This is a genomic window from Mycolicibacterium lutetiense, from assembly GCF_017876775.1.
Classification (GTDB): domain Bacteria; phylum Actinomycetota; class Actinomycetes; order Mycobacteriales; family Mycobacteriaceae; genus Mycobacterium; species Mycobacterium lutetiense.
The window spans coordinates 1652531-1677211 of the sequence record NZ_JAGIOP010000001.1 but is presented as its reverse complement, the minus strand read 5'-3'; the positions used below and the strand labels follow the sequence as shown (position 1 = coordinate 1677211).

Genomic DNA, 24681 nt, shown 5'->3' with positions numbered 1-24681 from the left:
GTTCTGACCGGGAACCTGGCGCAAACTCATCGCGATGCCCCGACATGCACCAGCGGCGGGCACCGTCGTAGACCCTGCCTAGGGTGCGCTGCGTTCCTGCTGGGCTGCGTCGAGCAGCTCCCGAGCATGTGCCCGACCGCTGTCGGACTCCCCCAATCCGGCCAACATCCGGGCCAGTTCGGCGACCCGATCGTCGTCCTCGATGCGCCGCACGCCGCTGGACTTGGCGCGGCCGTTACCGCTGTCGACCACCAGGTGTGCATCGGCGAACGCCGCAACCTGCGGCAGGTGGGTCACCACGATGACCTGGTGGGTCCGCGCCAGCCGCGCCAATCGGCGTCCGATCTGCACCGCCGCCCGGCCACCGACCCCGGCGTCGACCTCGTCGAACACCATCGTGGTGCCGGCCGTCGATGCCGACAGCACCACCTCGAGGGCCAACATGACGCGGGACAGCTCACCGCCGGAGGCACTCTTGGCCAGCGGCAGCACCTCCACGCCGCGATGCGCGGTGAACCCGAACTCGACCGCGTCCACGCCGTCATGACCGGCGTGCAGCATCTCGCCGTCGGGCATGGTCACCGGTGCGGAATCGTCGGCCCGCGCCGCCATCGGAGCGACATCGATGGTGAACACCGCGTTGGCCATCGCCAGACCGGCCAGTTCCGCTGTCACCGCCTTGGACAACCCCTTGGCAGCCTTGGACCGGGTCTTGGTGAGTTCGCCCGCCGCCGCGACCAACTGCGCCTCCAGCTCAACGACCTTGCCGTCGAGCGCAGCCAGGCTCTCCTCGGACACATCGAGCTGGGCCAACTGCTCCGCGGCATCGCGCGACCACTCCAGCACGGCATCGATGTCCGCGGCGTACTTGCGGGTGAGAGTGCGAAGCTCAGCCTGGCGCGCCAGTTTGAGCTCCAAAGTGCTGGCATCACTGGGCAATTCGGCAAGATAGCTGCCGAGCTCGCCGGATACGTCACCGATCACCGCCATCGCCTCGGCCAACCGGACCGCAAGCGCCTGCAGTACCGAGTCGTCGGTCGATTCCAGCGCGGCTTGCGCCCGGCCCACGCCGTCGGCCGCGGACGTGGACTCCGTGGGTTCGTCGAGCTCGCCGGACAAGGAGAACCGGGCGGTCTGCGCCGCTTCGCGCAGCGCGTCGAGTTCCGAGAGGCGACGGATGTCGGCGATGATCGCGTCGTCCTCACCGGCAAGTGGTGCGACCGCGTCGATCTCGTGGATGCCGAAGCGGAGGCGGTCGGCCTCCTGCGCCAGTTCCCGGGCCCGCCGCCGACGGTCAGAGAGGTCACGACGCGCCGCCAGCCACTCGTCACGGATGCGCCGGTAGCGGGTCAGCGGCTTGTCGACCTCAGCGAACCGGTCCAGTGCCGCCCGCTGCTCGTCGGGCCGCATCAACCGCAGTTGGTCGTTCTGGCCGTGCAACGTCAGGACCTGCGTGGTGAAACTGCTCAAAGATTTGGCCGGCACGCTGCGCCCGCCCAGATATGCCCGCGACGGCCCGGCCCGGCTCACCGAGCGGGCGGCGATCACACTGCCGTCGTCATCACGCTCGGCACCGGAGGATTCAAGGATCTCCTCGACCCTTCCGGACACGTCCTCACCGAGTTCGATTGTGCTGAATCGCCCTTCTACCACTGCACGGTCAGAGCCCGAGCGCACCCTCGTGGCGTCCGCCCGCGCCCCTCCGAGCAGGTGCAGGCTGGTCACCACCATCGTCTTACCGGTACCGGTTTCACCGGTCAGCACGGTCAACCCGCGGTCGAACTCCGCGGTGGCGGCACTGATCGCGCCCAACGACTCGATCCGGATCTCCGAAAGCACAGGTATCTACTGTCCCCGCCATCCGGTGACCGGCAGTCGGAACTTGCGCACCAGCCGATCGGTGAACGGCGCAGAGTCCAGGCGAACCCACTTCAGCTGCGTAGCACTGCGGGTCACTTCCAGCCGGCCTCCGGCAGGTACCACCATGTCGCGGCGACCGTCACAGAACACCAGGGCATCGTTGCCGCTCGCCTCGATCTCAATCGCGATACTGGCCAGCGGGCTGGTGACCATCGGGCGGGCGAACAATGCATGAGCATTGTTGGGCACCACCAGAATCGCCTCCAGGTCCGGCCACAACACCGGGCCACCCGCCGAGAACGCATAGGCAGTGGATCCCGTCGGGGTCGACACCAGAACGCCGTCGCAACCGAACGACGACACCGGTCGGCCGTCCACCTCCAAGACCACGCCGAGCACTCCGAGTCGAGGGCCCTTCTCCAGGCTCGCCTCGTTGAGCGCCCAACCGCGATTCACCACATCGGTTCCCACCCGCACCGCGACGTCGAGGGTCATCCGTTCTTCGATGCGGTAATCGCGCCCGATGACCCGCTCGAGCACGTGGTCGATGGCCTCGGCCTCGGCTTCGGCCAGAAATCCGATCCGGCCCAGATTGACTCCCAGCACCGGGATCTCGACATTGCGTGCCAGCTCGGCGGCCCGCAGGAAGGTACCGTCGCCGCCGAGCACCAGAACGAGCTCGCACCCTTCAGCCGCGCGCTCTTCGGCGTCGACCACCTGGATGTCGACACCGAGGGCGCGCATGTCATCGGGTGCCAGATGCAGCGGGCCACGGTCCACGGCCTCCGCCGAGAGCACCTTCAGACCAATGCCGTTGTCGCCGAGCACCTTTTCCACCCGGCGGGCAACTTCCGTCGCCTCGTCCCGGCCGGTGTGCACCACCAGCAGGATCGTGCGTTCAGCCGTCATTGCGGCCCCTCCTCGACCACCCGCCGTACTGCCTGCTCGAGCGACTCGCCCTCCAGCGAGCGATCACACTGGGCACGTAGGTGCAGGAAGTACTCGACATTGCCCGATGGTCCCGGGAGCGGGCTGGCCGTCACATCGACAGCATGCCACTGCAATGCGGCCGCCTTGCGGGCGACCGTGCACACCGCGTCGATCCGCAACTCGGGGTCCGACACCACGCCGCCGGCTCCCACCCGATCCTTGCCGACCTCGAACTGCGGTTTCACCATCGGAACGATATCGGCGTCGGAGACCGCGCAGGACGTCAGCGCGGGAAGAACAGTGGCCAGCGAGATGAACGACAGGTCAGCAACGATCAGCTGTACCGGCCCGCCGATCGCCGCGGGAGTCAGCTCCCGCACATTCGTGCGCTCCAGCACGTGGACCCGCTCGTCGGAACGCAGTGGCCAGGCCAACTGCCCGTACCCGACGTCGGCGGCCACCACCTCGGCGGCACCACGGTGGAGCAGGACCTCGGTGAAGCCCCCGGTCGAGGCACCGGCATCGAGGCAGCGGCGGCCCTCGACCGCGACGTCGAACACGTCGAGCGCACCGATCAGCTTGTGCGCGCCCCGGGAAACCCAGGTGCGTTCCACCGAGGCGATGACGGTGATGTTGTTGTCCGGAGCGACCGCCGTGGCCGGTTTGGCCGCCGGCATGCCGTCAATCCGTACGCGGCCGGCCTCGATCATCTCGGCTGCCTGCTGACGTGACCGGGCCAGACCCCGACGCACCAGCTCGGCATCAACGCGAGCGCGCCGCGCCACCGACGCTCACCTTCCGGTCGCCTGCGGTCCGACCGATTGCCCTCTGTCGACGGATTCAAGCGCCTGGACAAGCAGATCGTGGGCCTGCTCGAGCCGGGCGGCCACCACGTCGATGTCCATGCCTTCGAGGGCAGACGGATCCTCCGCCGGATCCGGCACGTCTGCCAGCACTGCGGCGACCTGCGCGCGCAGCTGGTCTGGGTCGGTACTCATAGCGACACCCACGCTAGTCGATGGGTGCCGACAGCAACGACCAACGCTGCAGCGCCGCACGCGATGTCTCGTCACCGGCCGCCACCGTGAACGCCGCGGGATCCAGCTCCGCCTCCCACACTGCATGGGCCGTGGCCCGTACCACCGACAGGTCGTCCCGGGGATCCTGCCCGGTGGCGTGCACCGTGACCCCATCCGTGTCGATATCGATCCGCCAGGCCGCGTGCGCCGCGATACGCAGCGTGTCGGCGTCGACGTGCAATCCCCGCAGATCCGGGGCCAGGTAGCCGGGGCGCTCGGCAGGAACCGCACGCACCGCCTCGCCGGCCGTGCTCACTCCGGTGAGCACCATCAGACTCGGCAATCCCGCCGCGACGGCACCGGCGATATCGGTGTCGAGCCGGTCCCCCACCACCAGCGGGGTCGAGAAGGTCCCGCGGCTCAATGCGTCGTTCATCAGCGTCGGTTGGGGCTTTCCGGCCACCAACGGATCCTGTCCGGTCGCGGCCCGCAACGCCGCGACCATCGAGCCATTGCCCGGCAGCAGCCCGCGTTCGGACGGCAACGTCAGGTCCACGTTGGCCGCCACCCACAACGCACCGGCGCGGATGGCCAGCGCGGCTTCGGACAGATCCGGCCATGCGGTGGTCGGTGAATGCCCCTGCACCACCGCGACCGGACCCTCGTCGAACATCCGGACCGGCCGCAACCCGACCTTGCTCACCTCTCCGGCAAGCGCATCCGTCCCGACAACGAGTACCGCTGAGTCCGCCGGCACATGGGCGGCCAGCAGGTGCGCCGCACTCTGCGCACTGGTCACCACATCGCCTGATTCGGCGGCGAAGCCGAGCTCACACAGATGCTCGGCGACCTGCTCGGGCGCCCTGGACGCATTGTTGGTCACGTAGAGCACCCGGGCAGCCAGGCCAGCCAGGCTTTCGTGTGCGCCTGCAGTGGCCTCATGACCGCGGAACACCGTGCCGTCGAGATCGAGCAGCAGGCAATCATGTTGCCGTGCAAGCGTGGTCACGTCAGGACAGCTCCGTGATCCGGTCTTCCGCGTCGGTGATTCCCTCGACATCAGCCTGCTCGGCATGGACGAACCATTGCAGAGCCTCTTCGCCCCGTCCGAGCGCGAGGAGGGTGTCGGCGTAAGCGTAGAACAGCCGAGCCGCGGTCGATCCCACGGCGGTCGGGTCGAGCTGCGGCGTGGAGAGAATTGCCAACGCCTGCTCGAACTGCCCGAGATCCGATCGTGCGCCGGCGGTGACAATGCGCAACTCGTCGGCGTCCTCGCCGGTGAGCGCGACGGCCTCGTCGCCGCGAGCCAGTTCCAGCGCCCGCTCGGGCCGTCCGACACCGCGCTCGCAATCGGCGATCATCGGCAGCAAGGACGACTTGCTGCCCATCCGCCGCGCCGCGCGCAACTCGGCGAGGGCCTGGGCCCAGTCGCCGCTGTGATACGCCGCGATACCCACTGCCTCACGCACGACTGCGATCCGGCCGGCCCGGTTGCGGGCGGCACGAGCGTGGGCCAGTGCCGTTTCGGGATCCTCGTCCAGCAGCTTGCCGGCCATCACCAGATGCCTGGCGACGAAATCCGCGGTCGTCTTGTCCAGGGTGATCAGCTCCCGACGGACATCGGGAGCCAGTTCCTTGGCTTCGACATCCGACGGCAGACGCGGGCCTTCATTTCTGGGGTCGCCGTCGTCACCGGCCTGTGCCGGACGCGGCCGGCTCGGCCCGGAGGCCCGGGGACCGCCGGAACGCGGATCCCGGCCCTTGGGGTCGTGAAACCGCCGAGGCCCTGAATTGTTGCTCGATGCGCGGTCGTTGGATGCACGCCGCGGGCGCCGCTCTGCGTCGCCTTGTCTGTCTCCAGCCACGTGTGCCTTTCTACCCGCCCTTCCCGCAAAGGATACGGGCAGCTGCCTCGGCCGACATAATTATGTGAGGACTGACGCAGCGGGTAATCACTCGAATATCAATGGAATTGGTGCCTGAATTAGGCGTGTATTTGGATACACAAATGCCCGAGCCCTCCAATCGGAATTGGAGGGCTCGGGTCTTAATTTGTGTTCGGCGGTGTCCTACTTTTCCACCCGACAGGGTAGTATCATCGGCGCTGGCAGGCTTAGCTTCCGGGTTCGGGATGGGACCGGGCGTTTCCCTGCCGCTATGGACCGCCGTAACTTTATTCACTCGTTATTGAGTGTAAACCTTGTGTTTTGGTGGTGGGGCATGGGGAACCATGTCCCGACACAAGTGTCGTGTGTGGTTTGTGGTGTGGTTGCGTAGCAGATGTGCGTCTTACGTGAAACTCATCAAACATTGGTTGTTTGTTGGTTGTTGTAAGTTTTCGGCCGGTTAGTGCCAGTTCCCTTCACCCATTACTGGGCTTCCAGGTCTGACCTATCAATCCCGTGGTCTGCGGGGGGCCTTATCCCTCTAAAAGGGTGAGAAGCCTGGTCTTGGAGGGGGTTTCCCGCTTAGATGCTTTCAGCGGTTATCCTGTCCGAACGTGGCTATCCAGCCGTGCTCCTGGTGGAACAACTGGTACACCAGAGGTTCGTCCGTCCCGGTCCTCTCGTACTAGGGACAGATTTCCTCAAGCTTCTGACGCGCGCGGCGGATAGAGACCGAACTGTCTCACGACGTTCTAAACCCAGCTCGCGTGCCGCTTTAATGGGCGAACAGCCCAACCCTTGGGACCTGCTCCAGCCCCAGGATGCGACGAGCCGACATCGAGGTGCCAAACCATCCCGTCGATATGGACTCTTGGGGAAGATCAGCCTGTTATCCCCGGGGTACCTTTTATCCGTTGAGCGACACCCCTTCCACTCAGAGGTGCCGGATCACTAGTCCCGACTTTCGTCCCTGCTCGACATGTATGTCTCGCAGTCAAGCTCCCTTGTGCACTTACACTCAACACCTGATTGCCGTCCAGGTTGAGGGAACCTTTGGGCGCCTCCGTTACATTTTAGGAGGCAACCGCCCCAGTTAAACTACCCACCAGGCACTGTCCCTGAACCGGATATACGGTCCGAGGTTAGAGGCCCAATACGATCAGAGTGGTATTTCAACAATGACTCCACCCACACTGGCGTGTGAATTTCACAGTCTCCCACCTATCCTACACAAACCGTATCGAGCACCAATACCAAGTTGTAGTGAAGGTCCCGGGGTCTTTTCGTCCTGCCGCGCGTAACGAGCATCTTTACTCGTAGTGCAATTTCGCCGAGTCTATGGTTGAGACAGTTGAGAAGTCGTTACGCCATTCGTGCAGGTCGGAACTTACCCGACAAGGAATTTCGCTACCTTAGGATGGTTATAGTTACCACCGCCGTTTACTGGGGCTTAAATTCTCCGCTTCACCCCGAAGGGTTAACGGGTCCTCTTAACCTTCCAGCACCGGGCAGGCGTCAGTCCGTATACATCGTCTTGCGACTTCGCACGGACCTGTGTTTTTAGTAAACAGTCGCTTCTCACTGGTTTGTGCCACCCCCTCCCGCTGCCGGCCGCAAAAGCCTTGACGATATGGGGGTCCCCCTTCTCCCGAAGTTACGGGGGCATTTTGCCGAGTTCCTTAACCATAGTTCACTCGTACGCCTTAGTATTCTCTACCTGACCACCTGTGTTGGTTTGGGGTACGGGCCGTGTATGTCCTCGCTAGAGGCTTTTCTTGGCAGCATAGGATCACCGAATTCGCCTCAAACGGCTATGCATCACCTCTCAGGATTAATGTCAGACGGATTTGCCTATCTGACTCCCTACCGGCTTACCCCAGTACAACCACTGACTGGTACGGCTACCTTCCTGCGTCACCCCATCGCTTGACTACTACCAACGAAGGTCCCGCGCAGCCCCACCATCCCATTGACCCGAAGGTCGCCGGTGAAAGCGGTTTTGGGCGGTTAGTACCGCTGATTCATCATGGACGCACATACACGGGTACGGGAATATCAACCCGTTGTCCATCGACTACGCCTGTCGGCCTCGCCTTAGGTCCCGACTCACCCTGGGAGGACTGGCCTGGCCCAGGAACCCTTGGTCTTTCGGCGGGCAAGGTTCTCACTTGCCTATTCGCTACTCATGCCTGCATTCTCACTCCCACACCCTCCACAGCTAGATCACTCTGCTGCTTCACCGGATGCAGGACGCTCCCCTACCCAACGAGAACAAGTCTCGTTGCCGCGGCTTCGGCGGTGTACTTGAGCCCCGCTACATTATCGGCGCACAATCACTTGACCAGTGAGCTATTACGCACTCTTTCAAGGGTGGCTGCTTCTAAGCCAACCTCCTGGTTGTCTTCGCGACTGCACATCCTTTTCCACTTAGTACACGCTTAGGGGCCTTAGCCGGCGATCTGGGCTGTTTCCCTCTCGACGCACGGAGCTTATCCCCCGCCGTCTCACTGCCACACTCTTAGACTTGTCGGCATTCGGAGTTTGGCTGACGTCAGTAACCCTGTGGGGCCCATCGGCCATCCAGTAGCTCTACCTCCAACAAGAAACATGTGACGCTGCACCTAAATGCATTTCGGGGAGAACCAGCTATCACGGAGTTTGATTGGCCTTTCACCCCTACCCACAGCTCATCCCCTCAGTCTTCAACCTAAGTGGGTTCGGGCCTCCACGCGGTCTTACCCGCGCTTCACCCTGGCCATGGGTAGATCACTCCGCTTCGGGTCCAGAACACACCACTACACCAACCCCTCTGGATTGGATACGCCCTATTCAGACTCGCTTTCGCTGCGGCTACCCCACACGGGTTAACCTCGCGACATGTCCCTGACTCGCAGGCTCATTCTTCAAAAGGCACGCCATCACCCCACGGCAAGCCGAGGGCTCTGACGGATTGTAAGCGCACGGTTTCAGGTACTATTTCACTCCCCTCCCGGGGTACTTTTCACCATTCCCTCACGGTACTAATCCGCTATCGGTCACTGGGAAGTATTCAGGCTTACCGGGTGGTCCCGGCAGATTCACAGCAGATTTCACGGGCCCGCTGCTACTCGGGAACACTGTTCAAGGCAGATGTCAGGTTTTCACGTACCGGGCTCTCACCGTCTACGGCAGGTCATCCCAAACCACTTCCGTTAACCACGACATTTTCTTACTACCCTCCAGTCAGGTAGAACTGGAAAAACAGGTCCCACAACCCCGCACACACAACCCCTACCCGGTATCACATGCATACGGTTTAGCCATCTTCCGCTTTCGCTCGCCACTACTCACGGAATCACTTTTGTTTTCTCTTCCTACGGGTACTGAGATGTTTCACTTCCCCGCGTTCCCTCCCACTACCTATGTATTCAGTAGTGGGTAACACGACATCACTCGTGCTGGGTTTCCCCATTCGGACATCCTCGGATCAACGCTCGGTTGGCAGCTCCCCGAGGCATATCGCAGCCTCCAACGTCCTTCATCGGCTCCCAGTGCCAAGGCATCCACCATGCGCCCTTAAACACTTACAACACAAACACCAAAAATGAGTTTCAAAAGAAATTGCACATCAATTGCACACAAAACCAGGCCCCACCCCCGAAGGAATGTGACCACACATTTTGCGTGCTAGATGCTCGCAACCACTATCCACAAATCAAACACCACACCCCACCACCAAAGATGGAGCAACAACACGCCTCCCACCCCACACAGGGGCCAGGGAAAAACGGGCCTGTTGTCTCAAAGCCCAATAGTGTGTTCGATGATTTTCCCCAGGACGCTTTCCCGCATCCCACGCAAAGTTTGTTGAGTGCACCAGACCCCCACCCACTACAGGTGTGAGGCCATCCAACGAATCGCCTGAAAGCTCAGCTGATCCCGCGATCTGCAGGGCCGGCCCAGGTCTCGTGGTGCTCCTTAGAAAGGAGGTGATCCAGCCGCACCTTCCGGTACGGCTACCTTGTTACGACTTCGTCCCAATCGCCGATCCCACCTTCGACGGCTCCCTCCCACAAGGGGTTAGGCCACCGGCTTCGGGTGTTACCGACTTTCATGACGTGACGGGCGGTGTGTACAAGGCCCGGGAACGTATTCACCGCAGCGTTGCTGATCTGCGATTACTAGCGACTCCGACTTCACGGGGTCGAGTTGCAGACCCCGATCCGAACTGAGACCGGCTTTGAAAGGATTCGCTCCACCTCACGGCATCGCAGCCCTTTGTACCGGCCATTGTAGCATGTGTGAAGCCCTGGACATAAGGGGCATGATGACTTGACGTCATCCCCACCTTCCTCCGAGTTGACCCCGGCAGTCTCTCACGAGTCCCCACCATTACGTGCTGGCAACATGAGACAAGGGTTGCGCTCGTTGCGGGACTTAACCCAACATCTCACGACACGAGCTGACGACAGCCATGCACCACCTGCACACAGGCCACAAGGGAACCGACATCTCTGCCGGCGTCCTGTGCATGTCAAACCCAGGTAAGGTTCTTCGCGTTGCATCGAATTAATCCACATGCTCCGCCGCTTGTGCGGGCCCCCGTCAATTTCTTTGAGTTTTAGCCTTGCGGCCGTACTCCCCAGGCGGGGTACTTAATGCGTTAGCTACGGCACGGATCCCAAGGAAGGAAACCCACACCTAGTACCCACCGTTTACGGCGTGGACTACCAGGGTATCTAATCCTGTTCGCTCCCCACGCTTTCGCTCCTCAGCGTCAGTTACTGCCCAGAGACCCGCCTTCGCCACCGGTGTTCCTCCTGATATCTGCGCATTCCACCGCTACACCAGGAATTCCAGTCTCCCCTGCAGTACTCTAGTCTGCCCGTATCGCCCGCACGCCCACAGTTAAGCTGTGAGTTTTCACGAACAACGCGACAAACCACCTACGAGCTCTTTACGCCCAGTAATTCCGGACAACGCTCGGACCCTACGTATTACCGCGGCTGCTGGCACGTAGTTGGCCGGTCCTTCTTCTATAGGTACCGTCACTTGCGCTTCGTCCCTATTGAAAGAGGTTTACAACCCGAAGGCCGTCATCCCTCACGCGGCGTCGCTGCATCAGGCTTGCGCCCATTGTGCAATATTCCCCACTGCTGCCTCCCGTAGGAGTCTGGGCCGTATCTCAGTCCCAGTGTGGCCGGTCACCCTCTCAGGCCGGCTACCCGTCGTCGCCTTGGTAGGCCATTACCCCACCAACAAGCTGATAGGCCGCGGGCCCATCCCACACCGCAAAAGCTTTCCACCACACACCAGGAAGTGCGCGGTCATATTCGGTATTAGACCCAGTTTCCCAGGCTTATCCCAAAGTGCAGGGCAGATCACCCACGTGTTACTCACCCGTTCGCCACTCGAGTACCCCGAAGGGCCTTTCCGTTCGACTTGCATGTGTTAAGCACGCCGCCAGCGTTCGTCCTGAGCCAGAATCAAACTCTCCAAACAAAACCTACCCTCCCTTAAAAAGGGAGCCAAAAATATGGAAGGCAGAATTCAATCAGAAAAATCCGATCACAAACAAAAGACACCAACAAACTGGCATCAAAAAAACAACAAAGCCACACCCTAAACGGGAAAAAGAGCGTGGCCAAAAACAACAAACAAAAACCACCAAACACACTATTGAGTTCTCAAACAACACGCCCGAGCTTGCCGCACACAAACCCCGCGGCGAAAAGCCGCTGAACTTTAGTACGGACACTGAGAAAACCCACCGTAATGGGCGTCTCACTCGGATTTCGTCTTCGCTCCCCGGCGCTTGTCCGTGTCGCTCTGACCTGCAATAAGTTACGTGAGGGCCAACAGCGAGTCAAATCGGCTGGTCACTGCGACGTTTTCCCAGGTCAGAGCCCGGCCGCCGGTTCGCCTAGGCGCCGGCGCGCTCGACCCCAGCAATGTGCCGCTTGCCACGTCGCAACACGAGCCAACGCTCATGCAGAAAATCGGAAGGCTGTGGTACCCACTCGTCGCTTTCAATACGAATGTTGTTCACGTACACCCCGCCTTCGGCGACATTGCGGCGCGCGGCTCCCTTACTTGCCGCCAACCCGGTAGCGACCAACAAATCCACGATCGAGTCCGGGCCACCCGCCTTCAGCTCGGCGACCTGTCCACTGCTGGCCTCACGCAGCGCGGCGCCAAGGGTGGATTCATCCAGGTCGGTCAGCTCGGCCCGGCCGAACAGCGCCTGGCTGGCCAGCTCGACCGCAGTCGTCGCACCTTCCCCATGCACCAACGTGGTGAGTTCCCGTGCCAGCCGCTTCTGCGCGGCGCGTTCATGGGCACGGTTCTGGGTGGAGTCCTCCAGGTCGGCGATCTCATCGGAGGACAGGAAGGTGAACCAGCGCAGGTAGCCGATCACGTCGGCATCGGCGGTGTTCACGAAGTACTGGTACCAGGCGTATGGACTGGTCATCTCCGGATCGAGCCACAGATTGCCGCCGCCGGTCGACTTACCGAACTTCTTGCCTTCTGAGTCGGTGACCAGCGGTGTTGTCATGGCATGCACGGTGGCGCCCAGCTTCTGGCGGACCAGTCGAGCGCCGGCCACGATGTTGCCCCACTGATCGGAGCCACCGATCTGCAATGCGCAGCCGTGCCGCTGGTGCAATTCCACGAAGTCGTTGGCCTGAAGGAGCATGTAGCTGAACTCGGTGTAGGAGATGCCGTCGCCATCCAGCCGGCGCCGGACCGTCTCCCGGTCGAGCATCACGTTGACCGAGAAGTATTTGCCCAGGTCACGCAGGAATTCAATGGCGGACAGCTCGGCCGTCCAATTGAGGTTGTTCTCGACGATGGCGCCGGTCGGGGTGTCGTCGAACTCGACGAACCTCTCCAGCTGGCCACGAATGCGACCGGCCCAGTCCGCGACCGTGTCGGCGGTGTTCAGCGTGCGCTCCCCCGTGTCACGGGGGTCGCCGATCATTCCGGTGGCCCCGCCGGCGAGCACGATCGGCCGGTGACCGGCGCGTTGGAACCGCCGCAGCGTGAGCAGCGGGACCAGGTGGCCCGCATGCAGGCTGGGCGCGGTGGGATCGAATCCGGAATAGACGGTGACGGGTCCCTTGGCCAGGTCGTCGGCCAGCGCATCGCGGTCGGTCGACTGGGCGATCAGCCCACGCCAGTCCAGCTCATCCAGGATTCCCATGCTCATGACGACGATCATGCCGCATGGCGGAGGTCAATCACTGGCACCGGGCGCCGGCGCACGTGGGCTACGCCGATACGCCGAAACCTCTCCCCGGTCGGCCACCCAGAACCGCCACCGCCGGTCGGCAGCCTTGCTCACGCCGACCCGCGGCCCGTCGATCGCGGGATCCGGGTCACGCAGCGCGAGCCGCACCGGACTGTCGGCGGCAAAGAGGTCAATTCCGTTGTCCTCCATGGTGATACCCAGGGCAGAGCACAGATTTCCCGGCCCCCTCGCCAACGCGACCGGACGGACCGCAGGGCCACGACGCCGGCCGGCCACGTCCGCTCCTGCACACACCGAGGCGGCCCGCAGCAGGACCGCACCCGCGACCCCGTCGAATCCGCAGACCACGTTGGCGCAGACGTGAATTCCATGGCTGCGGTAGGTGTACAGGTGCCCGGGCGGGCCGAACATCACAAGATTGCGGCCGCCGGCGCCGCGAAACGAATGTGCGGCGGCGTCGGGCCAGGGCCCATCGGGTGGGCCGCCGTATGCCTCGACCTCGACGACGACGGCGCTGACGCCGCGACCGGTCAGCTCGGCTCCCAACAGTCGGCGGGCGGCGAGCAAGGGGTCACCAGTCAGCAGCTCGGTGCCCATCTGCAAGCCCACCCGAGCGATTCTGCACCTTCGCCACATCCACCGTTGACACCGGCCACACGCGAGCGCAGTATTCATCACATGATGACTTCATCCGTTGATGAATTCTCCGCCGGATTCCCGACCGGGGCCGCACCCCCGGCCATCGACATCGCCGGACTGCAGGTCAACCGGGGTGGCCGGCCCGCTGTCCGCGACCTGACCGTGCAGATCGCCGGGGGCACCATCACCGGCCTGCTCGGTCCATCGGGCTGTGGAAAGTCGACCTTGATGCGCAGCATCGTCGGCACCCAGATCGTCGCGGCGGGCACCGTGACGGTGCTCGGACACCCTGCAGGTTCGGCGCCCCTGCGCCACCGGGTCGGATACGTCACCCAGGATCCGACGATCTACGACGACCTGCGGGTGATCGACAACGTGCGGTACTTCGCCGCGCTGTACGGAACGTCGTCGGACTCGGCGGCGGCCGCCATCCGGTCGGTCGGCCTCGCCGATCACCGCACCGCCTACTGCGGCAATCTCTCCGGTGGCCAGCGCACCCGAGTTTCGCTCGCCTGCGCGCTGGTGGCCGAACCCGAACTCCTCGTGCTCGACGAGCCCACCGTCGGCCTCGACCCCGTCCTACGCGTCGACCTGTGGGAGCAGTTCAACGACCTGGCCCGGCGCGGCACCACGCTGCTGGTCTCCAGCCATGTCATGGACGAGGCCGACCACTGCCGCGACCTGCTACTGATGCGCGAAGGCCGACTGCTCGCCCACACCACCCCTGAACTGCTACGGAAGGACACGGAATGCACGTCCCTGGAGGAAGCGTTTCTCACCGTCATCCGGCGCAGCGACTCGGGCGCGATCAACCGAGCCGACTGAGCCCGGCGGCCTACCTGGCCACCACCGGTCGGATCCTGCGACAACTGGCCGCCGACCATCGCAGCGTCGCGATGATCCTGGTGGTGCCCAGCCTGATCATCACGCTGATGTACTTCATGTTCCAGAACGCGCCGCATCCGCCGGGGCACCCGTCACCGTTCAACAACGCCTGCCTGATCATGCTCGGCGTCTTCCCGCTGATCGTGATGTTCCTGATCACCTCGATCACCATGCAGCGCGAACGCGTCTCGGGAACCCTCGAGCGCATCCTGACCACACCGCTGCGCCGCTCCGACCTGCTGGCCGCCTACGGCACCGCGTTCTCGATCGCCGCGGCGGCCCAGGCCACCCTGGCCTGCATCGTCTCGTTCTGGTTCCTCGGACTCGACACCGCGGGCAGCCCGATCCTGGTGTTCCTGATCGCGATCATCAACGCCGTGCTGGGCGTCGGGCTGGGCCTGCTGTGCAGCGCGTTCGCCCGGACGGAGTTCCAGGCAGTCCAGTTCATGCCCCTGGTAATCGCGCCGCAGCTGCTGCTGTGCGGCATCATCGTGCCGCGCGCCGCGCTCCCCGACTGGCTCCAGTGGATCAGCAATGTACTGCCTGCCAGTTATGCGCTCGAAGCCCTGCAGCAGGTCGGCGCCCATCCCGAGCTGACCGCCATCGCAGCCCGTGACATCGCGGTCGTGGTGGGGTTTGCGATAGTGGCACTGTGTCTGGCAGCAGCCACCCTGCGCCGCCGAACTCCCTAGGAAGCCGTGAGCACCGATACCGACTCCGAACGAGAACGCAAGCGCCCCGGCCGCCCTGCAGGGCCGTCGGACAAACGCGAGCGAATTCTGATCAGTGCGCGGGAGTTGTTCGCCCGCAACGGAATCGACAAGACATCGATCCGCGCCATCGCGGGCGATGCCGGGGTGGACGCCGCCCTGGTACATCACTACTTCGGCACCAAGACCCAACTGTTCGCCGCCGCTATTCACATTCCGATCGACCCGATGACGGTGATCGGAAGGCTGAAAGAGGTACCGGTCGACCAGATCGGACACACGTTGCCGTCAATCCTGCTGCCGCTGTGGGATTCCGAGATCGGCAAGGGATTCGTGGCGACGCTGCGCTCGATCCTGGCCGGTAACGACGTATCGCTGGTCCGGTCCTTTCTCCAGGACATCATCATCGGCGAAATCGGGCCCCGGGTGGACAACCCGCCCGGCAGTGCCCGGATCCGCATCCAGTTCGTCGCCTCGCAACTGGTCGGGGTCGCGATGGCGCGTTACATCCTCGAACTGGAGCCCTTCGCCACGCTGCCGGTGGATCAGATCGTCGAGACCATCGCGCCCACCCTGCAGCGCTACCTGACCGGTGAACTACCCGGACTCCCCTGACCCGGCCAGATCCAGCAGCCGGCGATGCTCGGCGTCATCGTCGATGGCCACGGCCTCGTCGACGAGCAGCACCGGGATGCCGTCCTCGATCCGGTAGGCCCGCCGCAATCGGGGGTTGTAGAGCCAGTCCGTTCCGGCCAGTAGCAGGGGCCCGCGGTCCTGCGGGCAGACCAGGATGCTCAGAAGCTTGTCGTCGACCACCACGTGAAGCTAGCCCAACGGGATCTGGATGCCGCCACTCGGTCCCGGCAGCGCCCCGGCTCCGCCGGGAATCGGCGCGATGCCTGCCGGGGCCTGGCCGACCCCGGGATTCAGCCCACCCTGCTGCGGAACCTGAGCGCTGGATCGAGCCTGCAACTTGCGCTGATAAGCCAAGGTGTTCTTGAGTGCGTTGATCAACGGCACCTGGTTGGGGCGCTTGTCGAGCGCCTTGGTGATGGCCTCACGGTTCGCGTTCGACGGCTTGTACCCCTGCTGACGCAACTTCAGGATGTCGTGGATCAGCGTCGAGATCTGGCCACCACCCTCGCCGGTGTCGTAATCCCGAGCGATGATGGCCAACGCTTCGTCGGCCGTCATCTGCCGGGGCGCCGGCGCGTCAGACCCGGATGCATCCGCGGCAGGAGTCGGCTCGGCCGGATCAGCGGCGGCCGTCGGCGCACCCGCGCCGACGAGCAGGCCCAGAATCAGCGCACCGCTGGTCACCGATCCGGTGACGACGCGACGCCAGCTGCCTGCACCCGATTCCGATGTCATCGATCCTCCAGTCGTCCTGCCTCTGCCGGAGCGTAACAGCGCATTCCTGCACCGGCATTTCCTCGACGAACCGGGCCTAGTCGGACTCCGGCTCGTCGTCAGAGCCTCCCGTGACGAGTTCGGCCCGGCCGGCCGCGGTCAATTTCTTGTACGTACCTGTATCGGTATCGAGGTACCAGCAGTTACGCCGCGCGGATTTCGGGATGCCCGCCGCCCGCAACGGTGCTGTCAGCGGGCGGTAGGACGCACCGAGTTCCATGTCGGGTACCACGTGCACCACGTCGGGCGGGTTGCCCGCGGCCAGATCGGCCAGGGCGAGCGACAGCTCGGCCGCCGGGACACTGCCGCCGGGACGCAGTGCCAGCGCCGTCACCGCCAACTGCCGGCCACCTTCCTCGACGCCGTACGTCACCGACATGTCGACCGCGTTCAGTCGGCCGACCGCGTCGTTGACGCTCGTCGCGAACACCGGCCCCCGTTCGGTCCGGATCACCGCACTACGGTTGTCGACCAGCCAGTAGTCACCATCCTCGTCGCGACGGAACAGGAACTCGGTGGACACCCAGGTGTCGGCCGGAGCGAACACACCGCGCTTGACCACGGCCGTCGGATCCACCGGGCCGCGCGGGTGCGCCAGCAGCACACCCACCTCATTGGCTTCGGCCTTACGCACGAAGCCCTGCGAGTCCTCCAGGATCAGGTCGTCGTCGGCGTCGTAGGCGGCGAGTTCGACGGTGCCGCCGCCGGGCAGCGGGCGCCCCTTACTGCCGATCTTGGCCCCGGCCACGTTGGCCAACACGGCCTGCCCGTCTGTCGTGGCGAAGAACTCCACGACCTGGGCCGGCTCGAACACGTCGACCACGCGCTTCCACAATCCAGCGGGCATACCGGAGCCGATGAACAACCGGACCGGGTGACTGCCGGTGAGCGAGAACGACGGATCGTCGATGACCTCGCGCAGCATGGCCCAGGTGTAGGACACGACGGTGACGCCGTACTGCCGGATCTCCTGCACGAAGCGATCGGGCTGCAGTCCGCGGGACAGCGCGATACGTGAGCCGCCGACCACCGCGCCGCCCAGGCTGACCAGCAGACCGGACTGGTGATGCAGCGGGGTCAGGCAGTAGACCGTGTCGCCACGGCCCAGATTCGCCGCCGACGCGGTGCCGAACGCCGACAGTGCCCACCGGAAGTTGGTGATCTGACGGGCCACGAGCTCACCGCCGACCTCGCTGAAGGCGACGAAGGCCAGGTCGCGGGCCAGACCCGGGTTGGGCCGGTACCAGCCGGGCAGTTCGACGACGTCGGGGTCGATCTTCTCCATGTCGACAACAGCGGCAACGTCATCCGCTTCATCGGGGAGGTGGAGGTCGCGGCTCTCGCCGCCGCCGAGAACCAACACCCGCATATCGAGTTTGCGGGCCATCTCAAGGTGGCTCGGGTCGGCGATGATCTCGGCCACGCCACCGAGGCGGACCGCCTTCGCCAGGTCCACCTCCGGCAGCAGCACGGCGACGGCCCCCAGCCGGGACAGCGCGGCGATCGCGACCAGCGCGCTGGGCCGGGTGTCCATCAGGACACCGACCCGGGCACCCTGACGCACCCCGACATCGATCAGGCCGTACACCACGTTGTTGATCCGGCGATCCACCGCCTCATAGGTGTGTACCCGACCGTCGAATAGGAGCGCCTCACCGTTGGGAAGGCTGCGTGCCTGCTCGCTCATGATCCGACCGAGCGAGATCCGGGTGTGGTCGTTGACCTGACCCAACCGGGCCAGCCGGGGCAGCGTACGAGCTGTCTCGATGACCAGCGTGCGCGCATTCTTGTTCGCCGAGGCCAATGCGTCGGCGGCCGAGCGCGCCACGCCGAACACCATCTCGGTGGCCGCCGTCGCACCGTGGGTGACCCGCGCCGTCAACGACACACCGCTCTCCGGGCGATCGTCCGGCTGCGATCCCATCGGGACCACACCCTCGGGCATCCCCTCGCCGGCAAGCCATTTCACCCACTGCGCCACCGTCGGCCAGGTCTCGGTGGAGGCCTTGGAGCCCACAACCAAACCGAAATGTCCTGCCCTGATCAGGTACTCGTAAACATCCGCATCGGGCGCGGCTCGCTTGATCCCCCGGACCGCAGCCGGCTGGCCGATGTCGTCGACCTCTCCGACCACCGCGAGGATCGGGCAGTCGATGTCGGAAAGCGTGACCAGGTCACCATGGACGGAAAAGCCACCCGTCATCATCCGGTTGTGGGCGATGAACTGCTTGAGCAGCTCGGCGATCGCCGGCCCCGACCACGCGATCCAGCCGTCCGAGGACAGGAATCGCCGCTGCTGCTCGCGCGGCAGCAAGGCCTCGCGGTCATGCAGCTGCCGCAGGAACTCCAGGCGCGACTGGGTGGTCTTGATCGGATCGAGCATCTGAAAACCGGTGCGGGCCAACCACCCCGGGATGTCGATGCGGCTGAACACGTGATCGGCCATGAAATCCGCCGCGCCGGCAGCTAAGCCGGCCGGAAGGTTCATCGGCAGCGCGGCCAGGGTGTCCACCGGGGCACCGAAGGCGATGATGCTCGCCAGATCCTTGGACCGCCGATACGCCGCGGCCTGGTAGGCGAACATCCCGCCCTGCGAGTAGCCGGCCAGATGCACGTCGCGGCCGGTGGTCTCCTTGACGATGTCGATGGCCTCCGACAACGCCACCACATGGTCGGCGAGGTTGCGCTGCATGCCGCCTTCGACCTTGTCCGGTGAACCGAAATCGATCACCCAGGGGTCGACACCCGCGGCGTGCAGGATGCCGACCGCACCGTCGTCGCGCGTCACGTCCCACATGTCGGCCGACATCATCATCGGATGCACCATCAGCACCGGCGGGCGCAGATTCTGGGCGCCGGGGCGGACATCGGGCGGGAAGTACCGCCGGAGCCGGTACATCGGCACGCTCTGGACGATCTGGAAGGGCGACGGGACCGCACCGGTCTCCAGTCCCCCGTACCGCAGCACCTCCAGACCGTTCTGCGCGGTCGCCAGCAACCGCTCGACCGGTCTGGTCACTGCCGAGAAATCCACCAGACTGCTCCCCTACGTCAAGACTCGCCCCGACCCCGATTGACGTCGTCATCATGGCACAGCAGCAACCGATCACCGACTTGATCACGCCCATGTGCGCAGCGGCGCCATGCGATGCCGGTTTCACCGGCGCGTGACGATAGGGTCGGCGGCGATGGCACACCTGCTCGGGGGCGAAACCCTTCATCTGGAGTACCCCGCCGGGGTGGTGTTCGACGCGGTCACCGTCGGCGTCAGCGAAGGCGACCGGATCGGCATCGTCGGCCGCAACGGCGACGGCAAATCCAGCCTGCTGGCCATGCTGGCCGGCCGACTCGAACCCGATTCCGGACGCGTCACCGTGCGCCGGGGTGTGCGGGTCGGCGTGCTCGATCAGGCCGACACTCTTGACGACGCCGACACAGTCGGCCACGCCGTGGTCGGTGACGTGCCCGAGCACGTATGGGCCGGCGATCCCCGCGGACGCGATGTCATCTCGGGCCTGCTCGAGGACCTGCCCTGGGACGCCGAACTCAGAACTCTGTCGGGCGGACAGCGGCGCCGGGTCGCCCTGGCCAGGCTGCTCGCCGGCGATCACGACGTCCTGGCGCTCGACGAGCCGACCAACCACCTCGACGTGGAAGCGATCAGCTGGCTCGCCGAGCACCTCAAGAAGCGCTGGTCCGCATCCTCCGGTGGGCTGCTGGTGGTCACACACGACCGCTGGTTTCTCGATGAGGTCTGCACGACCACGTGGGAAGTGCACGACCGCATCGTCGAACCGTTCGACGGGGGCTACGCCGCCTACATCCTGCAACGGGTGGAACGCGACCGCCAGGCGGCCACGATCGAGGCGCGCCGGCAGAACCTGGCCCGCAAGGAACTGGCCTGGCTGCGCCGCGGCGCGCCGGCCCGCACCTCCAAACCGAAGTTCCGCATCGACGCGGCCAACGCCCTGATCGCCGACGTACCGGAGATCCGGGACAAGGTCGGACTGCAGTCCCTGGCGGTGTCACGGCTCGGCAAGCAGGTCGTCGACCTGCTCGACGTGTCGGTGAGCTACGGCGACCGCGAGGTGCTGCACCAGGTCGAGTGGCGGGTCGCCCCGGGCGAGCGCACCGGGATCCTCGGTGTCAACGGCGCCGGAAAATCGACGCTGCTCGGCCTTATCGACGGGTCGGTGCAACCGACTTCGGGACGGGTCAAACACGGTAAGACGCTGCAGGTCGCAACCCTTACCCAGACGGTGGACGAGCTTGAGCCCCACCTCGCCGATCCGGTCCGGACGGTGCTGGCCAACCTGCGCACGACGTATGTGTTCGGCAGCGGGTCGAAGGCCCAGGAGCTCACACCCGGGCAGCTGCTGGAACGTCTCGGGTTCTCCAGCGCCCAGTTGTCGACACCGGTCAAGGACCTCTCCGGCGGCCAACAACGTCGCCTGCAACTGCTGTTGATCCTGCTCGCACAGCCCAACGTGCTGATCCTCGACGAGCCGACAAACGACCTGGACACCGACATGCTCTCCGCCATGGAGGATCTGCTCGACTCGTGGCCCGGCACACTGATCGTGGTGAGCCACGACCGGTATTTTCTGGAACGGGTCACCGACCAGCAGTACGGGATCCTCGGCGGGCGGCTGCGGCATCTGCCGGGTGGGGTGGACGAGTACCTACGGCTACGGGCCGCACATGCGTCGGCGACCGGCGCGGCGCAGGCACCGACCCCCGGCACCGAACCGGGCGGGCTGTCCGGCGCCGAGCTGCGGGCAGCGCAGAAGGAAGTGTCCGCGCTGGAACGCAGGCTGGAGAAACTGCAGCAACAGATCGACCGGTCGCGGACGGCGATGGCAGACCACGACCAGTCCGATTTCGAGGGACTCGCGGTCAAAGTGGCCGCCATCCGCGCGCTGGAGAACGAAGTCACCGAGGTCGAGGAACGCTGGTTCGAACTCGGCGAGCAGCTCGGCTAAGGGCGCAGCCGGATTCGTAGCTCCTCAGTGGTCTTACGGACCACGCCGAGTTGTTTGGCGACCTGGACCGGTGCGGTACCGCCTCGCGCGCTGCGCGCGTTGACCGAACCCTCCACGGTCAGCACCTCGCGCACCTGGGCGGTGAGCGCCGGGTTGATCGCGGCGAACTCGTCGTCGGTGAGCTCGTCGAGTCCGACGCTGCGTCCCTCCGCGACTCGCACGGCCTCCCCGGCCGCCTCATGGGCAACCCGGAACGGAACCCCTTGGCGGACCAGCCATTCGGCGATATCGGTGGCCAGTGTGAAACCCGCCGGAGCCAACGCGGCCATCCGGGCCTCGTCGAACGTCAGCGTGCCGACCAGTCCGGCCATCGCCGGCAGCAGCAGCTCCAGCTGCGCCACCGAGTCGAAGACCGGTTCCTTGTCCTCCTGCAGATCCCGGTTGTAGGCCAGGGGCTGCGCCTTGAGCGTGGCCAGCAGACCGGTGAGGTTGCCGATCAGCCGCCCGGACTTACCGCGGGCCAACTCGGCGATGTCCGGGTTCTTCTTCTGCGGCATGATCGAACTGCCGGTCGACCAGGAGTCGTGCAACGTGACGTAGCCGAATTCGGTGGTGCTCCACAGGATGATGTCCTCGGCGAGCCGGGACAGGTCCACCCCGATCTGGGCGAAGACGAACGCCGCTTCGGCGGCGAAATCGCGCGCCGCGGTGGCATCGACGGAATTGTCTGCCGCCGAGGCGAATCCGAGATCCTCGGCGATCGCGTCAGGGTCCAGGCCCAGCGAGGAACCGGCCAGCGCCCCCGACCCGTAGGGCGACACCGCGGTGCGGTCATCGAAGTCGAGTAATCGGTCCACGTCTCGCAGCAGCGGATGAGCATGGGCCAGCAGATGATGCGCGAGCAGGATCGGCTGGGCGGCCTGCAGGTGCGTCTTGCCCGGCATGATCGCCGTCGGGTGCGCCGCGGCCTGCACCGCCAAGGAGTTGACCACCTCGAGGACGCCGTCGGCGACGCGCCGGACGGCGTCGCGCAGCCACATCCGGAACAGCGTGGCCACCTGGTCGTTGCGGGAACGTCCGGCCCGCAGCCGGCCGCCGAGATCCGGCCCGACCCGGTCGATCAGCCCGCGTTCCAGCGCACCGTGCACATCTTCGTCGGTGACCAGCGGCTCGAAACTGCCGTCGGCGACGTCGGAACCCAGGCTGTCCAGGCCCGCGAGCAGCCCGTCGCGCTGCTCATCGGTGAGCAGGCCCGCCCGGTGCAGGACCCGGGCGTGGGCCTTGGACGCGATGACGTCATATGGCGCCAGCACCCAGTCGAAGTGGGTCGACTTGCTCAGTGCGGCAAGGGCTGCCGAAGGGCCGTCGGCGAACCGGCCGCCCCACAGCGATCCCTCGTTGGTGGTTCCGTCGTTGGTGCTCATGTCACTTACAGGCCCAGGTCGCGCTTGGCCGAGATCTTGGAGCTCAAACCGTGCAGCAGCACGAAGCCCTTGGCCGCGCTCTGATCGAAGCTGTCGCCCTCGTCGTAGGTGGCGAGGTTGAAGTCGTACAGCGACTCACCCGAGCGGCGGCCGTTGACGATGATGCCCCCGGCGTGCAGGACCAGCCGGATGTCACCGGAGACGTGCTCCTGGGTGTGCTCGACGAACGCCTCCAGGGACCGCTTCAGCGGGCTGAACCACAGGCCGTCATAGGTGAGCTCGCCCCACTTCTGGTCCACGCCACGCTTGTACCGGCCCAGCTCGCGCTCCAGCGTCACATGCTCCAGCTCGGTGTGCGCGGTGATCAGCACCATCGCGCCCGGCGCCTCGTAGATCTCGCGACTCTTGATGCCGACCAGACGGTCCTCGACCACGTCGAGCCGGCCGACACCCTGGTCGCCGGCGCGGGTGTTGAGCTCCTGGATGATCTGCAGCACGCTGAGCGGGCGACCGTCGATCGCCACCGGGCGGCCCTTGTCGAAGCTGATGATCAGCTCATCCGGGGCGTTGAAGTTGACCGTCGGGTCCTGGGTGTAGTCGTAGACATCCTTGGTCGGGGCGTTCCACAGGTCCTCCAGGAACCCAGTCTCCACCGCGCGGCCCCACACGTTCTGGTCGATCGAGAACGGCGAACGCTTGGTGACGTTGATCGGGATCGCGTTCTCCTCGGCGAACGCGATGGCCTTCTCACGGGTCCAGGCGTAGTCGCGCACCGGTGCGATGACGTCCAGTTCGGGGGCCAGCGAGGCGAATCCGACCTCGAAGCGCACCTGATCGTTGCCCTTGCCGGTGCAACCGTGCGCGACGACAGTGCCCCCGTGGCTACGCGCCGCGTCCACCAGATGCTTGACGATCAGCGGGCGGCTGATAGCCGACACCAGCGGGTAGCGGTCCATGTAGAGCGCGTTCGCCTTGATGGTCGGCAGGCAGTATTCGTCGGCGAACTCGTCACGGGCGTCGACCACGACGGCCTCGACCGCACCGCAGTCCAGGGCCCGCTGCCGGATGACCTCCATGTCCTCACCGCCCTGGCCGAGATCGATGGCGACGGCGACAACCTCTTTGCCGGTCTCCTTACCGATCCAGCTGATCGCGACCGAGGTGTCCAGACCTCCGGAGTACGCCAGGATGACGCGTTCGGACATGAGCAATCTCCTTGTTTCGGGCTCTATTTCAAGTTTTCGATGGTGTCGGCAAGTTCGGCCCCGGTCATCGGTGCGCGCGCCACCATCAGGATGGTGTCGTCACCGGCGATGGTGCCGACCACATACGGCAGGGCGGCGCGGTCGATCGCGCTGGCCAGGTAATGCGCCGCCCCGGGCGGGGTGCGCAGCACGGCAAGGTTAGCGCTGGCGTCGGTCGATACCAGCAACTCCCCCAACAAGCGGGTCAACCGTTCGGTGCCGCCGGACACCCCCCGCACCGGGCTGCCGTCCTCGGGCACCACATACACACCGACGCCGCCGTCGGCGCCACGGAGTTTCACCGCGCCCAGTTCCTCCAGGTCCCTCGACAGCGTGGCCTGGGTGACCTCGATGCCCTCCTGACCCAGCAGGGCGGCCAGTTCGGTCTGACTGCTCACCTGCCTGGCCGACAAGAGGGCGATGATGCGGGCCTGACGCCCGACGCGGGTCGGTGCACTCAC

At 64.9% G+C, this 24681-nt stretch carries 18 protein-coding genes and 3 rRNA genes; 4 read left to right on the top strand and 17 right to left on the bottom strand.

Translation table 11 applies throughout. The features are described 5' to 3' along the window. Window positions 1-78 precede the first annotated feature (78 nt). From recN to JOF57_RS07960, 11 genes are all read right to left on the bottom strand, one after another. Entirely contained in the window at window positions 79-1839 is a 1761-nt protein-coding gene (recN, locus tag JOF57_RS08010) for a DNA repair protein RecN (RefSeq protein ID WP_209915528.1), read from the bottom strand. Between the two features lie 6 nt (window positions 1840-1845). After that, window positions 1846-2769 (bottom strand): NAD kinase, encoded by a 924-nt coding sequence (locus JOF57_RS08005; RefSeq protein WP_209915526.1) that lies wholly within the window; start codon window positions 2767-2769, stop codon window positions 1846-1848. Further along, on the bottom strand, window positions 2766-3575 hold the full coding sequence (locus tag JOF57_RS08000; RefSeq protein WP_209915524.1) for a TlyA family RNA methyltransferase: 810 nt from the start codon (window positions 3573-3575) through the stop codon (window positions 2766-2768). Before JOF57_RS08000 ends, JOF57_RS08005 begins: the two co-directional genes overlap by 4 nt. Before the next feature lie 6 nt (window positions 3576-3581). Then, complete coding sequence (locus JOF57_RS07995; protein ID WP_209915522.1) at window positions 3582-3788, bottom strand: hypothetical protein; 207 nt, start codon at window positions 3786-3788, stop codon at window positions 3582-3584. A 13-nt stretch (window positions 3789-3801) separates the two neighbouring features. Continuing rightward, window positions 3802-4818, bottom strand: coding sequence for an HAD-IIA family hydrolase (locus JOF57_RS07990; protein ID WP_209915520.1), 1017 nt, complete (start codon window positions 4816-4818; stop codon window positions 3802-3804). Between the two features lies 1 nt (window position 4819). Continuing rightward, on the bottom strand, window positions 4820-5674 hold the full coding sequence (locus JOF57_RS07985) for a tetratricopeptide repeat protein (RefSeq protein ID WP_209915518.1): 855 nt from the start codon (window positions 5672-5674) through the stop codon (window positions 4820-4822). A gap of 191 nt (window positions 5675-5865) precedes the next feature. Continuing rightward, window positions 5866-5979: ribosomal RNA gene (gene rrf / locus JOF57_RS07980) — 5S ribosomal RNA — on the bottom strand. 156 nt (window positions 5980-6135) lie between these two features. Further along, window positions 6136-9264: ribosomal RNA gene (locus JOF57_RS07975) — 23S ribosomal RNA — on the bottom strand. Between the two features lie 392 nt (window positions 9265-9656). Next, a 16S ribosomal RNA gene (locus JOF57_RS07970) occupies window positions 9657-11176 on the bottom strand. The 16S, 23S and 5S rRNA genes sit together here, the layout of an rRNA operon. Before the next feature lie 421 nt (window positions 11177-11597). After that, window positions 11598-12884 carry a tyrosine--tRNA ligase gene (gene tyrS, locus JOF57_RS07965; protein WP_209915516.1) on the bottom strand — a complete coding sequence of 429 codons (1287 nt, stop codon included), beginning with the start codon at window positions 12882-12884 and terminating at the stop codon, window positions 11598-11600. Window positions 12885-12911: 27 nt separating this feature from the next. Then, entirely contained in the window at window positions 12912-13523 is a 612-nt protein-coding gene (locus JOF57_RS07960) for a DNA-3-methyladenine glycosylase (RefSeq protein WP_209915931.1), read from the bottom strand. 81 nt (window positions 13524-13604) lie between these two features. Between JOF57_RS07960 and JOF57_RS07955 the strand changes: the two genes are divergently transcribed. From JOF57_RS07955 to JOF57_RS07945, 3 genes are read left to right on the top strand one after another with little or no spacing between them, the layout of a single operon-like run. Then, window positions 13605-14390, top strand: a complete 786-nt coding sequence (locus tag JOF57_RS07955) for an ABC transporter ATP-binding protein (RefSeq protein WP_209915514.1) — start codon at window positions 13605-13607, stop codon at window positions 14388-14390. Further along, the gene (locus JOF57_RS07950; protein WP_234937747.1) at window positions 14315-15142 is read left to right on the top strand and encodes an ABC transporter permease; all 828 of its coding nucleotides are present in this window, start codon (window positions 14315-14317) and stop codon (window positions 15140-15142) included. Before JOF57_RS07955 ends, JOF57_RS07950 begins: the two co-directional genes overlap by 76 nt. A 6-nt stretch (window positions 15143-15148) precedes the next feature. Next, window positions 15149-15775, top strand: a complete 627-nt coding sequence (locus JOF57_RS07945) for a TetR/AcrR family transcriptional regulator (RefSeq protein WP_209915513.1) — start codon at window positions 15149-15151, stop codon at window positions 15773-15775. Here JOF57_RS07945 and JOF57_RS07940 read toward each other — a convergent pair. The 3 genes from JOF57_RS07940 to JOF57_RS07930 form a co-directional block, all read right to left on the bottom strand. Then, entirely contained in the window at window positions 15758-15976 is a 219-nt protein-coding gene (locus tag JOF57_RS07940) for a Trm112 family protein (protein ID WP_209915511.1), read from the bottom strand. The two genes, JOF57_RS07945 and JOF57_RS07940, sit on opposite strands and share 18 nt — an antisense overlap. A 9-nt stretch (window positions 15977-15985) precedes the next feature. Further along, window positions 15986-16531 (bottom strand): hypothetical protein, encoded by a 546-nt coding sequence (locus tag JOF57_RS07935; protein WP_209915509.1) that lies wholly within the window; start codon window positions 16529-16531, stop codon window positions 15986-15988. A 76-nt stretch (window positions 16532-16607) separates the two neighbouring features. Then, on the bottom strand, window positions 16608-19604 hold the full coding sequence (locus JOF57_RS07930) for an acyl-CoA synthetase (protein ID WP_209915507.1): 2997 nt from the start codon (window positions 19602-19604) through the stop codon (window positions 16608-16610). Between the two features lie 154 nt (window positions 19605-19758). On the opposite strand from JOF57_RS07930, the gene JOF57_RS07925 reads away from it, so the two are divergent. Beyond that, complete coding sequence (locus JOF57_RS07925; RefSeq protein ID WP_209915505.1) at window positions 19759-21552, top strand: ABC-F family ATP-binding cassette domain-containing protein; 1794 nt, start codon at window positions 19759-19761, stop codon at window positions 21550-21552. On the opposite strand, the gene argH is transcribed toward JOF57_RS07925, so the two are convergent. From argH to JOF57_RS07910, 3 genes are read right to left on the bottom strand one after another with little or no spacing between them, the layout of a single operon-like run. Then, complete coding sequence (gene argH, locus JOF57_RS07920) at window positions 21549-22976, bottom strand: argininosuccinate lyase (RefSeq protein WP_209915502.1); 1428 nt, start codon at window positions 22974-22976, stop codon at window positions 21549-21551. The two genes, JOF57_RS07925 and argH, sit on opposite strands and share 4 nt — an antisense overlap. Before the next feature lie 5 nt (window positions 22977-22981). After that, window positions 22982-24181 (bottom strand): argininosuccinate synthase, encoded by a 1200-nt coding sequence (locus JOF57_RS07915; RefSeq protein WP_209915500.1) that lies wholly within the window; start codon window positions 24179-24181, stop codon window positions 22982-22984. A 23-nt stretch (window positions 24182-24204) separates the two neighbouring features. Continuing rightward, window positions 24205-24681 (bottom strand): arginine repressor, encoded by a 477-nt coding sequence (locus JOF57_RS07910; protein ID WP_163660805.1) that lies wholly within the window; start codon window positions 24679-24681, stop codon window positions 24205-24207.